The sequence below is a fragment of the Anabaena sp. CS-542/02 genome (assembly GCF_028331085.1).
Taxonomy (GTDB): domain Bacteria; phylum Cyanobacteriota; class Cyanobacteriia; order Cyanobacteriales; family Nostocaceae; genus Anabaenopsis; species Anabaenopsis arnoldii.
Genome location: NZ_JAQMTM010000086.1, coordinates 63,228 through 79,690, shown reverse-complemented (window position 1 = coordinate 79,690; position 16,463 = coordinate 63,228). Strand labels below are relative to the sequence as shown.

Below are 16,463 nucleotides of genomic sequence, written 5' to 3'. Positions count from 1 at the left end.
TGGACAACGCCAACGCCTAGCTATTGCTCGGGCTTTACTTGGTAACCCCCGGTTATTACTCTTTGATGAAGCCACCAGTCACCTAGACTCGGAATCAGAGCGGATTATTCAGAATAACCTCAAAACCATACTCAAAGGGCGCACCAGTGTGATTATTGCTCATCGCCTGTCCACAGTCCGCAATGCAGATTTAATTTTGGTTTTAGACCGTGGTGTGTTAGTAGAAAGCGGTACTCATGATCAATTAATTGCCAAAAAAGGACATTACTACTATCTCAATCAACAACAACTAGCTCAAGTAGTTTAAGTTGATCCGGTTTTTGCATTGGACTATACAAAAGGTGCGGAGTCATTAGACATTAGTTAGTTCCCAATTCCCAATTTCCTATGAAACTATGCCTTACACTTCTCCCAATTCTTCATCTGCAATGGTTACAGATGATCATGAGTCTCAAATTTATATTGATTCCAATAGTGAAAATACTCTTTTTAATCAGCAGACTTCACAAAGTAATACGGAAGATTTGTATTACGGTACTGAAGAACTGCTAGATGCCTTACCCAAACTGTGGACTCGTGGTGTGTTGTATGTGCTGGTGGGCTTTGCTACCATTGCTTTACCTTGGGCAACTCTCTCGAAAGTAGATGAAACCGGCAGCGCTAGAGGACGGATAGAACCTCAAGGTGCAACGCAAAAATTGGATTCTCCGGCTGGGGGAAGTGTCAAAATTGTCCAAGTTAAAGCAGGTGATACTGTGACAGCAGGACAGGTTTTACTGGAACTTGACTCTGATATTTTGCAGACGGAAATCCATCAAGGGGAGGCGAGGCTGGCTGGACTAATTCAGCAACACGCCCAGTTTAATGTCTTGAGAAATCAACTAAAGTTGACCCTGAATGTTCAAAAAGAACAAAACCAATCTCAAGCCCTAGAAAAGATTTCTCAAGTGAACCAGGCCAAGCAAAATTTAAGTGTTAAACAAAGTATTTATAATCTGCAAAAGTTAGAAACAGAGGCACTACTCAATCAAGTACAGCAGCAAATACGCATTGCTAAGAATGAGGAGAGGTCGGCTAATGGTCGTTTAAGTATAGATTCTAGACAGGTTGAACGTTTTACCCAGCTGGTAAATGATGGTGCGGTTGCTGCTACTCAAGTTGACCAGCTGAAAAAAGAAGAACAAGAAAGTCAACGCATCTATGAAAGAGCGCAATCTGATGTCAAACAAGCGCAGTTACGCTTAACTGAACAGATGAGCCGCAATCAGGCGACAATAAATCAGTTAAAGTCTGATATTGAACAAGCAAGACTGCAAGTAGAAGCCGAACAAAATAGCTATCAAACTTTACTGCAAGCTGGTAAGCTGGCAATTCTCAGACAGGAGGAGCAACTGAAAGATATAGACAGGCAAATTGCGGCCTTACAGTCAGAAATCAGGCAAACTAGGAGTCAAATTACATCCTTGAAACTGCAAATACAGCAGCGTATAGTGCGATCGCCCATTGATGGGATAGTATTTGAATTACCAGTGACTAAGCCCGGAGAGGTGGTACAACCCGGTCAGAGGATCGCCCAAATTGCTCCTCAAAATAGTGAAATGATCCTCAAGGCGCAAATACCGATTCAAGATAGCGGCTTTTTGCGGGTAGGAATACCGGTGAAAATCAAGTTTGATGCTTATCCGTTTCAGGAATATGGCATTGTCCCGGGTAAAGTTAATTGGATTGCACCGGACTCTCAAGTTACCCAAACACCCCAAGGAAATCTAGAAACCTTTGAGTTAGAAGTGGCTTTGGAGCAAAGGTATATCCAAAATGGTGAGCAAATTATCCCCTTAAGCCCCGGTCAAACGGCAAATGCTGAAGTGATTGTGCGTCAGCGCCGGGTGATTGACTTTGTTTTAGATCCCTTCAGGAGACTACAAAAAGGTGGTCTAGAGCTTTAGTTATTTAGACAGATCACAAACTAGTAAAAATAGTCAAATTATCAGGGTAATTGTGTCATGTCTCAAGTTCTGACTATTTCCGTTTCAGATATTATTCGTAATCTCAAACTATCTTCCCAGGTTCCTGGTATGGTAGAGGCGATCGCCTCTCAAAAGATGATTCAGGAAGCTGCGCAAACAGCAGGAATTATCGTCACACCAGCAGAAGTGCAGGAAGCCGGAGATAACTTACGCCTAGCCAATAAGCTCGTAAAAGTTCAAGATACATTGGCGTGGTTGGCAAAACACCATCTTTCTGTTGATGATTTTGAAGAATTAGTCTATAACAAGGTTCTGGCTAAGAAGTTAGCCGATCATCTTTTTGGTGGGGAAGTTGAAAGGTTCTTTTATCAACATCAACTAGATTATGTCAGTGCTATTACTTATGAGGTCATTTTTGATGACCGAGATTTAGCTTTAGAACTGTTTTATGCCATAGAAGAAGGAGAAATTAGTTTTCCTGAAGTGGCGCGGCTATATATTCAAGACCCAGAAAGCAGATGTAATTATGGATATCAAGGAAGGCGACACCGCAAAGATTTCCGCCCGGAGATTGCTGCATCTGTATTTGCTGCAACTCCACCACAGGTGATTAAGCCCATTGGGACTGCAAAAGGAGTGTATTTAATTTGGGTAGAAGAAATTAATCAACCCCAATTAGATGAGCAGTTACGCCAAACTATCATCACAGAATTATTTTCTGATTGGTTAGATCAGCAAGTTAAGTCTATAGAGATAATCACCCAGATAGATTTGGATACTATACAGCCACAGAAAGAATTGATGGGGAGCATCTGATTTTCTCAACCCTCATGAAGGCTTATACACACAAGTAATCGCAGAACATGGGTTTCACCCCACCCTCACGCTCCCCTTATCAAGGGGAGAGGGCTAGATTGAGCGTTTTTCCCCAGTGCATCGGGGGGAATAAAGGGGGTAGTGCGATTTGTGTGTACACCTTAGCTTTATTAAGGAGAAGAAAATTTAAACCTGTTAAAAAATGAGTTTTTAACAGTTAATTTTGCTGGAAAATAATTAATAAATTTAATAAACTTTAATCTTAGGCAATATGTTTTACTGCCTAATTTTTGGCGTTTTTATATTTACTAATTAAGCAATATATAAATATTTTCTTACCTGAAAAAATAATCAAAAAACCTATTGACTTTTTCCGAGAATAAACTATATTAGAAACATAGCCAAACGAAACAAACCGGCTAGACAAGAAAACAAATTCCCAGGACAAATCCAAATGATTATTTCTGAACTAAACACCCTAGAAACAGTTGAAGCAGTAAGTGTTGTTGGTGGTATTGTAAATCGTTCATACACTCAAACTGACTTAGTTAGTATTGCTTTTGGGTCTTTAAATGCTTTTCAGACTGTAATTGCATCTCCCGGCAATCCTGGTAATAACAGTGCTGCTGCTGGTGCTAAAGCTGATGCACAAAACAACCGCAGCCTATTAGGTTTACCGTTTTTTGTCACTTCCTACACCAAAGCTGATACTATGGCTGTAACCGAGACATTAGGTGGCTCTTTCTCTGCCAGCACATCTGTTGCTGTAATCGCCTCGGCATTGTAACGGCTGAATATTTAGATTGATAGTTCTTGCTTTAGCGCTATGGACGCAAAGCGTCTTCCTGAAAGGAGCAATAACTATCAATGATCTCAAACAATTGCAATTGACTTCATAGAACACTAAACACAGACACTACTCAACTTTCAATACTTATGAAAGAGAGTGGTTTCTGTGTTAGAAGTGTTGATGATTGAATAAAGGTACTTGCGGAAAACTCCCCGCACTAAAAATGTAATCTACGAAATAGACTCAGTCATGAGTAAGCACTTAATTATCAAGGACTTAGATTATTTACAGGAAATTGCCGCCAGTAGTCCTGTCACAGGTGGCAATGTTTATGTTAGCACTGGTACATCTGTAAATTCTGGATATGCGGTAGCTTTTGCAGTTGCTCTTGCTGAAGGTGATCATACTTTTACTGATAGTCAAACTTTAGCAAGAGTTATATTATCTGAGAATTTTAGTATGAGTTTAGCCAGAGCAAGAGCCATTGCATTTGCTAGGACTGGAAACCGAATTTATCAGAGTGTAAGTAATCAAACTACTATGTCATTTCATTTCATCAACTCCACTAGTTTTTGAATCAATGAATGATTGCAGCAGGTATAGTAGTCCGTAAGCAACCCAATTGCTTACTAAAATTTCTGCAAACACCATCAAACTTACCAGGGTACTACCAATGAATATTAATGATTTAAATATAATCGAAACCGTTGAAGCTGAAGACGTGATTGGCGGTTGTCGAAATCGATTTTGGAGAGGAAGACAAAATCACCAAGATTGGAGAAATAGAAACTCACGAAGTTCTCGTAATATGCCGATAAATCACATCAATATCCAGGTATTTATTGTGAATAACTTTCAGTTTCTCACCAATATAGCCAACATCATAGCAGGAAACGGTAGTACAAATATTATCGACCAATCGAATCTTGCTAGTTCTGAAACTCAAGATATGTTTTAGTTTGAGTTATAAATTCAGGTTTGCTGCTGATTCTTATTGCTGGAAGTAAGACATAAAACCGGACATAGATACCCCACTAGTGGGGTATCTGGATATTATTGTGTTAATTAGAGCTATTGATCACTTCAAATAAATGAGTAAGTTTAATCCGGGAATAGTGCGGGAAAGAGTCCATAAAACCAGGGTAAGATATAGTAAACCCAAACTCCACTGATACCAAGCCAGGATGGCGATAATACCTGGTAAATGTTCATCCCGGAGGCGAATATCGTTAAAACCTAACCTAACTAAGTTATTCAAACTAAAGTCATAGTAATTGAGCCAGTTCCACCGACGATTCCATAGTAAATGCATATATCTTTCGCGGAATGTCTGATTTCTGGGTATGACAGGTAATCGCCCAATTAATAATCGTAACTGGCGAAAAGTACCATCTTCTGTAAAATAGGAAACATCCATTAAATCGTGATAACGACCTTGTTGGTAAAGGCGGACAATTAAAGCCACTGGTAGAGGGACAATAATAATTACCAGACAACCTAGAGTTAGCCAAGGGTATTCAGCATTGCGGAAAATAGCCAATAAACTCAACAGTGTTAACAAGCTAAAACCAGCACATATAGATATGGTTTCGTAATAGGTGGGAATAATGGGAACGGGATGTAAGCGACGACAGCGGTCTATGAGCCAGAATAACCAGCCGAAAAAAGCGATCGCCACACCCCCGACACCAAACACTAACCAAAAGCTGGTACCATAGCCACTGAGGAGCAGTAATAGACTCAAAGCCGACCATCTGGCTGCTTGTAGGAACCACGCACCAGGGGAAAGGGGTTGAGCAATCACCAAGCGATCGCTAAGGTGATAAGTATCTAAATCGATATCTGCTAAAGTTAACAGATCACCACGATTACGGAATGGTTTAATTATACGACGACGGGCGATCGCCTCTGCCTGAGTTGCACTAAAACCCAAATCAAGCAAACTTTGGCGACTAGCAGTATTAATATTCCTATCCACCAACCGATGGGTTAACTCCCGCAAACGTAGTTTTTGTTTTGTATACTCCAACTGATTAGCGTCAGCGATTTGCTGCTGCTGACGGAAATTCTGACCCAAATTGCGCAAAATATTCTGATTACCCAGGGAACTAGGAACCCGGAACCTTTGGCCAATTTCCCCAGGATTCCCTAAAATTTTACCTTGATTAGAATTAAAAGTCAGACCAGGGACATTTAAAAAAGCCTCCTGAGCAAACCGCGCATCACTAAAATCCGCCTGATTCAAAATACTAGCACCACGTAAATTCACAGCATGATTAAAAATAGCTGCGCGAAAAATTACAGCTTGCTCAAAAATAGTTTCCGTAAAAAAAACATACTGATGAAAATCAGCCTGACCAAAGTGTACAGTACCAGCAAAACGCACACCGGAAAAATCAACATTTCCCAACCATTGAGAGCGACTAAACTTAGCTGACTGCTTAAAACTAGCCTCATTGAACTTAGTAGACTCCGAGAAAGTGCTATTTTGGAAATCAGCCCGATCCTGGAATTGCGCCCTTTGAAAATTCACCTGATCAAAAAACGCACTACCTTTAAAATTAATTCCTTGGCGAAAACTAGCACCACTGAACCCCACAGAGCGGCTAAATCTAGTTTCTTCCCAGTTACTAGACTGGATAAAAATAGCATTCTGAGCATTCACCGGCTGAAAAAAGAAAGTATGAGAGAATTGCACCTCCCCATTAAAACGGGTTCCCACCAGATTTAAAGAACCACGAAAAATATTGATTTCACTAGCAGTTCCGCCACCTCCCAAAAGTGCGCGACAGTCAGGAGAACTAGGTAAAGCTATTCCCAAAGACTGCAAACAAACAGAGCGTAAACTTTCTAATTGTTCCTGTTCACCACGGGTCAAAATAGGAGCATAAACAGGCGCAGCATAAAGAGGACTTCTCAAACCCAAATCCCTACCCAAAAAACTCCCCTGAATTAGAGAACCACTCAAATCCAAACCCAAAGGCTTAGTCCCCGACCTTTGTAACTCCTTGCGCAGCAACTGGTAAAAATCATCCCGAAACCTGCCATTTTCCGGTCGCAAATCAATCACCATCTGCCGTAAATCCACAGTCAGACTCCCCTCACGGATGACCGGCGTTCGCAATCGTTCTTGTAACAACTCCAGACTTAAAGGAGTAAGTTCCAGTTGACTAGGAGACGCCCCAACCGGGGGAGAGAAAAAAAGCCAACCAACGCAGACATAAATCAAAAACAACCGCAGATATAAACTTAATTTTATCTTTGCGCCCCTTTGCGCCCCTTTGGGTTTAAAAAAAAACTGAATCACCAATTACCCGTAAAAATAATAATCTTACCCATCTATAGCACCAGAGTAGGTGCAGTTGACAAGCCCTAACCCACATCAAATATGCCAATGGGTTATACCAGTGGAGTCTAGAGGCGATCGCTAGTATAATTCTTCCTGAAACAACACAATCCCGGTGTTGCTAATACACCGGGATTGCTCATGTCTATTTTATAGACTTTTATGGATTGTCTTGATTAGCACCCCGTTTTTTGAGAGAGGCGATCGCGTCCACATCTAGGTTTAAAATAGAAGATATTAAGCTGGTATCGGTCAATTCTCCTAAGACGCTGGAAACCTTAACATCTTGGCTAACCTTGACTTGCTCAGATGCAGTATCAACTGTTGCTTCGATTAATTCTTCTACTCCGGAGAATAGGGAGCCAAATAGAGAAGAGGATATGTTCATGAGTTACTCGTTACGATTAAATTATCCGCCCGGAGAATGGGCGTGTTAAATCTTAGACTATTAACTATAAGCCTACCACAAGATGCATGTTCGGGAGGGTGAAGATATCCACACTAATTAATTCTTAAACCGTATTTCTAATTAGCAGATACCCGAATTTATCGCTCTAAGGATATTGACTACAGTTTTCCTCATCAATCAATGAAAAAAATACTCAGTAATAATGCGCAGGGTGATCAGCGTGTATATACTTTTAGGAGATGTTACAATAAAGTAGATTTGCCTATGAGTGCAAAAATGTCATATTATCTTAAGAGTGGGGTTAATATATTGACATAAAGCGATCGCTCTAGAAAGTATCCCAAAATGGGTAAAATAAATAAGGATGATGACGATCAATTGATGAATTAGTTATCCTAGAAAAACAGACTCAGATTCAATTTCTGAATTAAATCGAGCAATTGTGCTGCTAAGGCAGAGCAAACCAAACCAAGTAAACCAAGACCAAACCACATCTTAACTACAAAAGAGCTTCCATAATCATAATGCCTGTGATTGAGAAAAAACGAACTCGCGATCTACCCCAAATCAATGAACGCATCCGGTTCCCCAAGATTCGAGTCATTGACACTGATGGCGCCCAATTAGGAATTATGCCTCCACAAGAAGCACTAAAACTGGCTGAAGAAAAAGAGCTGGATTTAGTATTGATCAGTGATAAGGCTGACCCACCGGTTTGTCGAATCATGGATTATGGGAAGTACAAGTTTGAGCAGGAGAAGAAGGCACGGGAAGCCCGGAAAAAACAGCACACAGCAGATGTTAAAGAAGTAAAGATGCGCTATAAAATTGAAGAACACGACTATAACGTACGTGTGAAGCAAGCCGAGCGCTTTCTCAAAGATGGAGATAAAGTAAAAGCGACTGTAATGTTCCGGGGTCGAGAAATTCAACACAGTGATTTAGCAGAAGATTTGCTTAAGCGCATGGCCAAAGATTTAGAGCCACTGGGTGAACTACAGCAAGCACCGAAAAAAGAAGGTAGAAATATGATGATGCTGATTTCGCCCAAAAAATAATTCGCCGATTTTTCCAGATATCCAGTATAATAGATGACCCCTAGTTGGGGAAGTCGCTGTAAAGTTGATAGTCCTGGGCGCTGAGTGATTAAAATCATACTCAGATGCTCGGGACTTTGGCAATTTATCCAGTCTAAATACCCAAGAGAAATTACCTGTTGCTGCGATCGCGTAAAATTGCTTCAGCGCAGCTTTTTCAGCCAGAACTATGCTCATAGAAACAGCAATTGGTGAAGAAATCATCACAACCAACCTCAAACAGTTTCTGTTAGTGCTTTCCGTATCTTTGGGAGTAGCCACCTTACCACAGGTAGTTGGTTGGTTTCGTCATATACCATATACTTTACTCCTGGTGATTGTCGGCTTAGGGTTAGCCTTTGTGGATGTCCGTCTAGTCACCCTTTCCCCTGAGTTAATTTTATTCATTTTTCTACCGCCCCTATTATTTGAAGCCGCGTGGAATTTGCGCTGGCCGGAGTTAAAGCGGAATTTGGTGACAATTTGCCTATATGCAGTTTTAGGGGTGGTAATCTCCATTGCAGGTGTAGCAGTGGGACTAAATCAACTGGGGGGGATATCCCTAACCACAGCCTTACTGATTGGCGCTAGTTTATCCGCCACTGACCCGGTTTCTGTAACCGCTTTATTCCGGGAGTTGGGGGTGGGTAAAAGTCTCACCACGATGATGGAGGGCGAAAGCTTATTTAATGATGGCATGGCGGTAGTAGCCTTTGGTTTTTTACTCGCCCTGTCGTTGGGAAATGCTCAATTGGGTATCCAGCCGATTGTATTACAGCTGGGGGTAGTAATTGGGATTGGGGTAGCAGTGGGGGGATTAATTGGCTTTGGTATTTCTTATCTCACCCAACGCTTTGATTTACCGATGGTGGAACAGTCTTTAACTCTGGTTTCTGCTTACGGTACTTACCTGATTGTAGAGGAGTTGGGCGGTTCCGGTGTGATTGGAGTTGTGACCACAGGGTTAATTTTAGGTAACTTTGGCTCTCGTATAGGTATGAACCCCCGCACTAGGGTTATTGTTTCGGAATTTTGGGCTTTTTTAGCATTTTTTGTGAATTCTATAGTTTTCTTGTTGATTGGCGACCAAATTCGCTTTAGTATTTTGGGGGAAAACCTGCAAATCATTGCCATTACAGTCGCAACTATGATTTTAATGCGGGCTATTAGTATTTATCTTCTCAGCAATTTGAGTGCTGTAATTACTCAATATCAAATCCCCTTACCTGAACAAACGGTTTTATGGTGGGGTGGGGTACGTGGTTCTGTTGCTATTGCTTTAGCTTTAAGTGTACCGATAGGACTACCGGAGCGAGAAAAAATTATTGCGACGGTGTTTGGAGTGGTTTTATTTACTCTACTGGTTCAAGGGTTGACCATTAAACCTTTGCTGCAAAAGTTAAATCTGTTGGGTGATGCGCCTCTACGTGAGCAATATTTAGAACTTGCTACTCGTTATGTAGCTTTAGAAAGGGTTTTGCAACGCCTGGAAAAAGACCACCGTCCAGGTATTAACCCTGAGTTTTACCGTTACCAGGAGACACTAATTCAAGGTGAGATGAAAAATCTACAAGGTAAAATTGACCAGTTACAGCTGGAGTATCCTCATCTTGGTAGTTTTATTACTGAACAGTTCCGGGATGAACTCTTGGCTATTGAGGCTGATACTTATGCGGAGTTTGTCCGCGCTGGTCGGTTAAATACGGAACTAGCCCCGATGCTGACAGATGTCTGGGAAAATGGGGATAGTCATTAATCAGAGGAGTTTGGCGATCGCATTATCATCTTGACATCCAGTGATGATCATCTGTTTGGCTGTTAGCCAAGTGCGAAAGGTAGTAGTCAGGGTAGCGGTAATCTTTAAAGCTGGTTCGTTACAGTTAATTAAGCGATCGCCTAATTCTAATGCTTGAGCAATGTTACCCAAGCGAATGGCGTTGGCCAGTTGTAAACTATTAGCTGCACTTTCTGAGAATAATTCTTTCACCATATCCCCATTGACTGTTTTACCCAAAGCATAAGTTTTGAGCTTTTCTAGTTCGGTGAATATGAGTCGTGTATTATTGCCTGTGTAATCAATCAATACTTTGTAGGCATCGATAGTGAGTGTTACACCTACTTTGTCAGCTAAAGTACGAGCTTGCTGTATTAATTTTTTTAATCATATTTAAGAATACTTACAAATATAAAAAGTCTTAACCCGTAACTGAACTACGTTGTGTTATTTACCACATCGAGATAAATTCTAAAAAAATATTCATATATCCAAAGTGCTAAAAAAAACTTGGACAACAAATTGCTGCTATTCGTAAGCAAAAAGGATTAACTCAAGAAAAATTAGCTGAACTATCAGGTTATTCAGTTGAGTTTATAAGCTTGATAGAACGTGGTGTCAATGCTCCTACCATTGATGGTTTGGAAAAATTGGCAGAAATTTTAGACTGTAACGTTGAAATTTTGTTTCTAGAGAAATCCTTTCAAGACAATTCGCTTAATTAATTGTAATTATTATTGAGGTTGGCTTAAATTGTTGATTAACGACTTAAAATATACAGGATCTTGCTTTACTCTAAAAAAAATTAATGAGTTTACTTTAAACTTAGATATTCCAAAAAAGCAAGATGCTAATATTTTTGAAAACATGAATTTTTTTTCCTCCTTGCTTCATTCCTTTAAGCCAGACCCAAATTCAGTTTGGCGAAAACAGAAGCGTCTTGATGTGGAAATAAAAGGTTGGCCAGCAAATGTGGAATGGAAAAGATTATCTGATTCTGAGTTTAAAGGTATATTAATAGATAATAACGCTTTTAACTTTAAAGAATTTGCAGAAACTTTAGATGAATCAATTAAAAATATTACAGTTAATGTAAAAACTAATAAATACTATAAGTTTGAGATAGGAAATAAATCTCATTGGGAGCAGTATTTATTCAAATCACGTGGTAGGCAAATCTGTGGACTATGTATTTTATATGATAAAGAATTTCATACTAGAGACGAACTGGAAGTAACCATAGAAAAGCGTTATCAACCTCACAATATAAGCAAGCTTAATATTGGCAATAATGATACAGGAACCTCAAAATATTATGGAGATCCCAGTAAGATAGTTGATTATTTTAGAAATGAAGGATGGACACGAGAGGGTGAAAATCCTACTATAATTACTCAACGGAAAAACAAGCAAGAAGAGTATAGGTTGACTACTGTCAAACAAGATATAACTTTACAAGTTTCTAGATCAGTGATCAAGGATTCATGGAAACAGAAATTATTTACTCTTCATAAGAATACTTGTAGATTGTGTCATACAACTCATGAAAACACTAAATTTTTAGCACCAGATCATAGAATTCCAGCAATTGTTCAAGCTGAAAACTTAACGGATGACAATTTCCAAGATAAGTTGATGACTTTGTGTATTTACTGTAATCAAAGAAAAAGAGAATTTACCAAAAAGGTTAATCCTGAGTATGATTGGAAAAATAGTCCTTGGGCGTACCCAGAACAATTTCAACGCGAAAAAATAGCAGAAGATATTGAAAGATACGCTACTGCTCATCAAAAAACAGTTGAACAAGTTATAGAAGAAATTACCAGACTGATTGAGAAAAAAGACTAAAGTCTTGCTGATTAATTATCGCTTTATACAATGAAGAAGCAACTGCTTCAGCAACAGGACTAGGTAATGCGTTTGCAATTTGTCTATAAACAGATGTCATTGAGCCAATAAATTCAAAATCAATAGGAAAGCCTTGTATATAAGCCATTTCTCTACAGGTTAACCTGCGCTTATTTGAGGGATGATGCATTACCATAGCTCCTCCTTTATCATCTCCTCTTGCTGTAATAGTTGGACATGGTAAGTCAGGGTCAATACGTCTATTTGATATATATCCATTAAACTTTAGTTTAAATTTGGAATATATATGATTTTTAAAATTGTGTTTTTTGTCAGGATCAGGAAAATCTGATAGTGCTTGTCCTACAGATATATGTTTTAAATGAGTGGGCTTTGGAGGAAATCCTATTTCTATTGGTACATCTTTTCTCTTACCTACAATAATAACTCTCTCTCTTGTTTGTGGAACTCCATAGTCAGCAGAATTTAAGATAGCATATTCACACTTATAACCACATTTACTAAAATCTTGTAGAATTTTATTAAAAATTTCTCCTTTTTCAAGGCTAAGAATACCTTTAACATTTTCTGCAACAAAAAATTTTGGCTGTTTAATTTCTATTACTTTTACAAGATATTCATAAAGAATATTTCTCTTATCTTTGGAATTACGGTTCATATTAGCTATTGAGAATCCTTGACATGGAAAACCACCTATAACAACATCGCAATTAGGAATTTCGTTAATGTCATAATCCTCAATATTGCTATTAATTATGTGATTTCCTATATTTTTTCGGTATGTTTGTACAGCATCTTCAAAATTATCAATTGCCCATACAATATTAAAACCAGCTTTCTGAAATCCTAAGTCCATTCCTCCTGCGCCAGAAAACAAAGAAACAACGTTAGGTTTTTCACTGGCTATATTTTGTTTATTGATAAATGATTTTAATCTTTTATCAGCTTCAATAAATTCTTGTGCTAGTTTTTCTGCATATAATACAGGTACAGCATTTCCTATTTGGCGATACATTGAAGTTACACTTCCTGTAAATTCAAAATCACATGGAAAAGTTTGAATAAATGCTGATTCTCTAACATTTAATCTTCGCTCTCCGTTAGGATGTGGAATTGCACATACTCCACCTTTTCCATTACCTCTAGCTATAATCGTTGGACATGGTTTATTACCATCAGTTTGTCTATGTCCTGTATAATTTCTATATAATACTTTATACTGTGATCCAACTAAATTAGTAGTTGGTTTCATTTTTTCTAGTGTTTCTAATGCACAGTTAATGGTAATCCATTTTTTGAGATTTGTGTTTTTTTCGGAATAATTTGGTAATGGATGCTTGACTCTTGCTTCTGCGGGAAGATCATTTCTTGTACCTAAAATAATTACTCTTTTTCTAATTTGTGGTACTCCATGATCGGCCATATTAACCAGTTCATAGGTTATATGATATCCAACTTCTTGTAATTCCTCTATAATCTTTTGAAACACAAGCCCCTTGTCCAGACTTAAAATACCTTTTACATTTTCAGCCATGAACCATTTAGGCTTTTTATCTTTTATCAATCTTAACATTTCGTGATACATTTCATTTCTTTCATCATCTTTTGATCGAAATTTATTAGCTACTGAAAATCCCTGGCATGGGAATCCGCCAACAATTATATCGGCATCAGGAATTTCTTCCGAATGAACATCACAAATTGATTTATGAATAATATGATTGCCTATATTTTTTCTATATGTTTCTACACAGTCTAAGTCATTATCAATTGCCCAAACAATTGATAATCCCTGTCTTTGAAATCCTAGATCAATACCTCCGCATCCTGAAAATAGGCTAACAACAGTAATTTTGTTGGATTGAATTTTTTTAAGACTTGTCATAAAAAAGCTATGAATAGAAACTAATGTAATAGAGTTATATACTGCCAAACTGTATTTAATCACTGAGAATATAAGCATTAAAAAAAATGCTTGCTAAATTTTAGTTTAATTTTTAGGTTAATTTCATACGAGTCCGGTATTGTGATGCTTAGAAGTCAAACAAACTTACTATTATAATTCACAATTATCAAAAAGTCCAAGAATCTGATTCCAGTTACACTGTGCGATCGCCCCATTACCATAGACGATCGCTCATAATTAATATAATCCCCCACTCAAAACAAACTCAACTGCTTTCCCACACTACCATTACCGTGAGGCTCAACAACCAAAAGTAACTCATCTCGTTTTTGAGCCATCAACTTCAAATAATGAGAATATAATTCTTAGCTCCTCTAGAGGGAACAAGCATCGCTTTAGCAAGGATTTCCAAATCAATTTTGATAAGCGATCGCCTAAGTGCAACAATGAATAAATTCGAGCTAAGAAGATATTTCTTTCCATTTATCTAAAATATCCTTAAATACCAGTTCTTCTATCCAGGTTTTCGCAACTACCGCCAAGGGTAGCGCCATGAGTAACCCTAAAGCACCGAAGAAGCTGGCGAAAAAGATTTGTGCTGTCAGGGTAAAAGCTGGTAAGAGCGCTACCTGTTTGGCCATGACTGTGGGTGTTAACCAATAGCTTTCTATGTTCTGAATAACTACGTATAGAATTAAAACCGCGATCGCCTTCCATGGTGTATCAACAAAGGCGATAGTCATGGGTAAAATTACGCTTAAAGTCGGTCCAATATTGGGAATAAAATTGAGTAAGCCAGCAAGTACCCCATGAGCCAGTGCTAAGGGTACTTGTAAAATTAGCAGTCCTAACCCGCTTAAAAAGGCAATAAATACCATTTCAATTAAAGCGCCAATTGTCCAGTTTCCCAAGCCCTCACCGCATAAGGTCAAAATTTGTTGGACGCGATGGCGGTAAAATGACGGAAAACAGCGTACAAATACGTTACGATAGGGTTGAGGATTAGCTAACAGCATCAAAGTTAGAACTATGACTAGTAGAAATTGTAAGAGGGCAGTCACTCCAGTAGAGAAAAACGCGATCGCTTGTCTGATTAGATTTTCAGTTAATGGCTGTAGTTGTTGAATTAAATTATTAATATCTGGTAATTTCGTCACATAGGGGCCAATAATTGTACCTTCTAACCAAGTGCTCATCTGTTGAATGCGAGCTATTCCACTAGGAAATAACTGTACTAATTCCTGAAACTGGGAGATAAAAGGTGGTACAATGACCAGGAAAAAACCAACCAATAAAGCGAAGACAATCACTATACTCAGCCACACAGCCCAAATGCGCTGCATCCCCGACCTTTGAAAGCGCCGCACTAGTTGGCTAATAGCTGTTGCTAGGACAATGGCTGTAAATAAAAGTAACAATAACTGGCGAATTTCCCAGAGTATATAAAGTGAGATCACCAGTACCAAAAATCCCAGTAATTGGCCTATTTTCATATTTTCCATAATCCGTGATCTCTACCGCATAAATTGCCGCTACTGACCAATCAAATCGGACTGCTGATGAAAAATCAATTATTTCAGGTTTTCTGGGTTATAGGAACAGCAATGACGCTGCTTTTAACGGGGTGTAAACAGGTAATTGAGTATTTACCACCGTTACATGAGGTGGAGATGCCATCAGCTAATTTACCACAGTTGCCACAAGTAGCCCAGTCTGATACAAAGGACCAAATAGAGATTTTAGTTACACAACTCATTAATCAGCGGCGTGAAGATCAACAACTCCCGCCTTTAGAGCATAATGAAAAACTAGCACAGGTTGCTCGTAATTACAGCCAACAAATGGCAGAAAATAACTTTTTCAGTCATACCGGTATTGATGGTAGCACCCTAGAAGATAGAGTTAAAGCTGGTGGTATCATTTACTCGGTGGTGGGTGAAAATATTTTCCAAAGTACGAATATTCCCCAACCTGCAGAAGTAGCTGTTGATGGTTGGATGCAAAGTCCCGGACATCGTGAGAATATTCTCCGTCCGGTTTTTAGAGAAACTGGGGTAGGAGTTTGGCAAATTAACAACACCTACTATATAACTCAGCTGTTCTTGCGCCCTTGAACAGAAATTAAGAACTAGGAGAAATGTCAGCACCTTTCTTAGGGTTCATATTTTGATCAAAATATAGACTAATAGATGGATTTTTTGGCGTTCAAATTTTCCCATAATTCACACTTTTGGTAGTTAAATAATCTGGGCTAATTCTGAAGAATTAGCCTTTATTGGGGTACATCTATCTGGGTAATTTTGTCTATTAAAAAGGTCTTTAGTGATTGGATGATTGACAATATGCAACATTTGTTGTAAATATTCTAGGCTAAGTTTGTATTTCAAGAGTTTTTGTCTTTTTGCTTTTGATGAGTCAATGAATTCCATAGATAAAATAAAAGTTCCTAGGTAATAATTTTCCTGAAATTAATTTATTTGTCTGAAGACTTGAGTAATAAAACTGGAGTT

17 protein-coding genes are annotated in these 16,463 nt (G+C 38.6%); 11 read left to right on the top strand and 6 right to left on the bottom strand.

Going from position 1 to position 16,463, the window contains the following annotated elements:
* From PN447_RS10190 to PN447_RS10165, 6 genes are all read left to right on the top strand, one after another.
* Nucleotides 1-307, top strand: a 307-nt coding sequence (locus PN447_RS10190; RefSeq protein ID WP_271762823.1) for an ATP-binding cassette domain-containing protein, incomplete at its 5' end; no start/stop codon positions are given.
* An 88-nt stretch (nucleotides 308-395) separates the two neighbouring features.
* The gene (locus PN447_RS10185; RefSeq protein ID WP_271762822.1) at nucleotides 396-1,946 is read left to right on the top strand and encodes an HlyD family efflux transporter periplasmic adaptor subunit; all 1,551 of its coding nucleotides are present in this window, start codon (nucleotides 396-398) and stop codon (nucleotides 1,944-1,946) included.
* A gap of 57 nt (nucleotides 1,947-2,003) precedes the next feature.
* Entirely contained in the window at nucleotides 2,004-2,783 is a 780-nt protein-coding gene (locus tag PN447_RS10180) for a peptidylprolyl isomerase (RefSeq protein WP_271762821.1), read from the top strand.
* Nucleotides 2,784-3,237: 454 nt separating this feature from the next.
* Entirely contained in the window at nucleotides 3,238-3,570 is a 333-nt protein-coding gene (locus PN447_RS10175; RefSeq protein ID WP_271762819.1) for a hypothetical protein, read from the top strand.
* A 252-nt stretch (nucleotides 3,571-3,822) separates the two neighbouring features.
* On the top strand, nucleotides 3,823-4,149 hold the full coding sequence (locus PN447_RS10170) for a hypothetical protein (RefSeq protein ID WP_271762816.1): 327 nt from the start codon (nucleotides 3,823-3,825) through the stop codon (nucleotides 4,147-4,149).
* 46 nt (nucleotides 4,150-4,195) lie between these two features.
* Complete coding sequence (locus tag PN447_RS10165) at nucleotides 4,196-4,531, top strand: hypothetical protein (protein ID WP_271762815.1); 336 nt, start codon at nucleotides 4,196-4,198, stop codon at nucleotides 4,529-4,531.
* Between the two features lie 120 nt (nucleotides 4,532-4,651).
* Here the strand turns inward: PN447_RS10165 and PN447_RS10160 are convergent, their stop codons facing one another.
* On the bottom strand, nucleotides 4,652-6,880 hold the full coding sequence (locus PN447_RS10160; protein WP_271762814.1) for a pentapeptide repeat-containing protein: 2,229 nt from the start codon (nucleotides 6,878-6,880) through the stop codon (nucleotides 4,652-4,654).
* A 199-nt stretch (nucleotides 6,881-7,079) separates the two neighbouring features.
* Nucleotides 7,080-7,307: a hypothetical protein gene (locus tag PN447_RS10155; protein WP_271762813.1), complete on the bottom strand. Its 228-nt coding sequence runs from the start codon at nucleotides 7,305-7,307 to the stop codon at nucleotides 7,080-7,082.
* A gap of 545 nt (nucleotides 7,308-7,852) precedes the next feature.
* Here PN447_RS10155 and infC point away from each other — a divergent pair.
* Both infC and PN447_RS10145 read left to right on the top strand, forming a co-directional pair.
* Nucleotides 7,853-8,386: a translation initiation factor IF-3 gene (gene infC, locus PN447_RS10150; protein ID WP_271733910.1), complete on the top strand. Its 534-nt coding sequence runs from the start codon at nucleotides 7,853-7,855 to the stop codon at nucleotides 8,384-8,386.
* Between the two features lie 208 nt (nucleotides 8,387-8,594).
* Entirely contained in the window at nucleotides 8,595-10,160 is a 1,566-nt protein-coding gene (locus tag PN447_RS10145) for a cation:proton antiporter (RefSeq protein ID WP_271762810.1), read from the top strand.
* Here the strand turns inward: PN447_RS10145 and PN447_RS10140 are convergent, their stop codons facing one another.
* On the bottom strand, nucleotides 10,161-10,553 hold the full coding sequence (locus PN447_RS10140; protein WP_442867092.1) for a hypothetical protein: 393 nt from the start codon (nucleotides 10,551-10,553) through the stop codon (nucleotides 10,161-10,163).
* 146 nt (nucleotides 10,554-10,699) lie between these two features.
* Here PN447_RS10140 and PN447_RS18725 point away from each other — a divergent pair, with 146 nt between their 5' ends.
* Both PN447_RS18725 and PN447_RS10135 read left to right on the top strand, forming a co-directional pair.
* Nucleotides 10,700-10,903, top strand: a complete 204-nt coding sequence (locus tag PN447_RS18725; protein ID WP_442867091.1) for a helix-turn-helix domain-containing protein — start codon at nucleotides 10,700-10,702, stop codon at nucleotides 10,901-10,903.
* A 28-nt stretch (nucleotides 10,904-10,931) separates the two neighbouring features.
* The gene (locus PN447_RS10135; protein ID WP_271762807.1) at nucleotides 10,932-12,026 is read left to right on the top strand and encodes a hypothetical protein; all 1,095 of its coding nucleotides are present in this window, start codon (nucleotides 10,932-10,934) and stop codon (nucleotides 12,024-12,026) included.
* Here the strand turns inward: PN447_RS10135 and PN447_RS10130 are convergent.
* Nucleotides 11,998-13,932: a DNA cytosine methyltransferase gene (locus tag PN447_RS10130; protein ID WP_271762805.1), complete on the bottom strand. Its 1,935-nt coding sequence runs from the start codon at nucleotides 13,930-13,932 to the stop codon at nucleotides 11,998-12,000. The two genes, PN447_RS10135 and PN447_RS10130, sit on opposite strands and share 29 nt — an antisense overlap.
* 482 nt (nucleotides 13,933-14,414) lie before the next feature.
* Nucleotides 14,415-15,446, bottom strand: coding sequence for an AI-2E family transporter (locus tag PN447_RS10125; RefSeq protein ID WP_271762804.1), 1,032 nt, complete (start codon nucleotides 15,444-15,446; stop codon nucleotides 14,415-14,417).
* Nucleotides 15,447-15,557: 111 nt separating this feature from the next.
* Between PN447_RS10125 and PN447_RS10120 the strand changes: the two genes are divergently transcribed.
* Nucleotides 15,558-16,067, top strand: a complete 510-nt coding sequence (locus PN447_RS10120; RefSeq protein WP_334311098.1) for a CAP domain-containing protein — start codon at nucleotides 15,558-15,560, stop codon at nucleotides 16,065-16,067.
* 123 nt (nucleotides 16,068-16,190) lie between these two features.
* Here PN447_RS10120 and PN447_RS10115 read toward each other — a convergent pair whose 3' ends face one another.
* Complete coding sequence (locus PN447_RS10115) at nucleotides 16,191-16,382, bottom strand: hypothetical protein (RefSeq protein WP_271762800.1); 192 nt, start codon at nucleotides 16,380-16,382, stop codon at nucleotides 16,191-16,193.
* Nucleotides 16,383-16,463 lie beyond the last annotated feature (81 nt).

Excerpts from the sequence above, each read along its gene's own strand:
- PN447_RS10185 (WP_271762822.1), top strand. The coding sequence starts at position 396 with ATGCCTTACACTTCTCCCAATTCTTCATCTGCAATGGTTACAGATGAT.
- PN447_RS10180 (WP_271762821.1), top strand. The coding sequence starts at position 2,004 with ATGTCTCAAGTTCTGACTATTTCCGTTTCAGATATTATTCGTAATCTC.
- PN447_RS10175 (WP_271762819.1), top strand. The coding sequence starts at position 3,238 with ATGATTATTTCTGAACTAAACACCCTAGAAACAGTTGAAGCAGTAAGT.
- PN447_RS10170 (WP_271762816.1), top strand. The coding sequence starts at position 3,823 with ATGAGTAAGCACTTAATTATCAAGGACTTAGATTATTTACAGGAAATT.
- PN447_RS10155 (WP_271762813.1), bottom strand. The coding sequence starts at position 7,307 with ATGAACATATCCTCTTCTCTATTTGGCTCCCTATTCTCCGGAGTAGAA.
- infC (WP_271733910.1), top strand. The coding sequence starts at position 7,853 with ATGCCTGTGATTGAGAAAAAACGAACTCGCGATCTACCCCAAATCAAT.
- PN447_RS10145 (WP_271762810.1), top strand. The coding sequence starts at position 8,595 with ATGCTCATAGAAACAGCAATTGGTGAAGAAATCATCACAACCAACCTC.
- PN447_RS10130 (WP_271762805.1), bottom strand. The coding sequence starts at position 13,932 with ATGACAAGTCTTAAAAAAATTCAATCCAACAAAATTACTGTTGTTAGC.
- PN447_RS10125 (WP_271762804.1), bottom strand. The coding sequence starts at position 15,446 with ATGAAAATAGGCCAATTACTGGGATTTTTGGTACTGGTGATCTCACTT.
- PN447_RS10120 (WP_334311098.1), top strand. The coding sequence starts at position 15,558 with ATGACGCTGCTTTTAACGGGGTGTAAACAGGTAATTGAGTATTTACCA.
- PN447_RS10115 (WP_271762800.1), bottom strand. The coding sequence starts at position 16,382 with ATGGAATTCATTGACTCATCAAAAGCAAAAAGACAAAAACTCTTGAAA.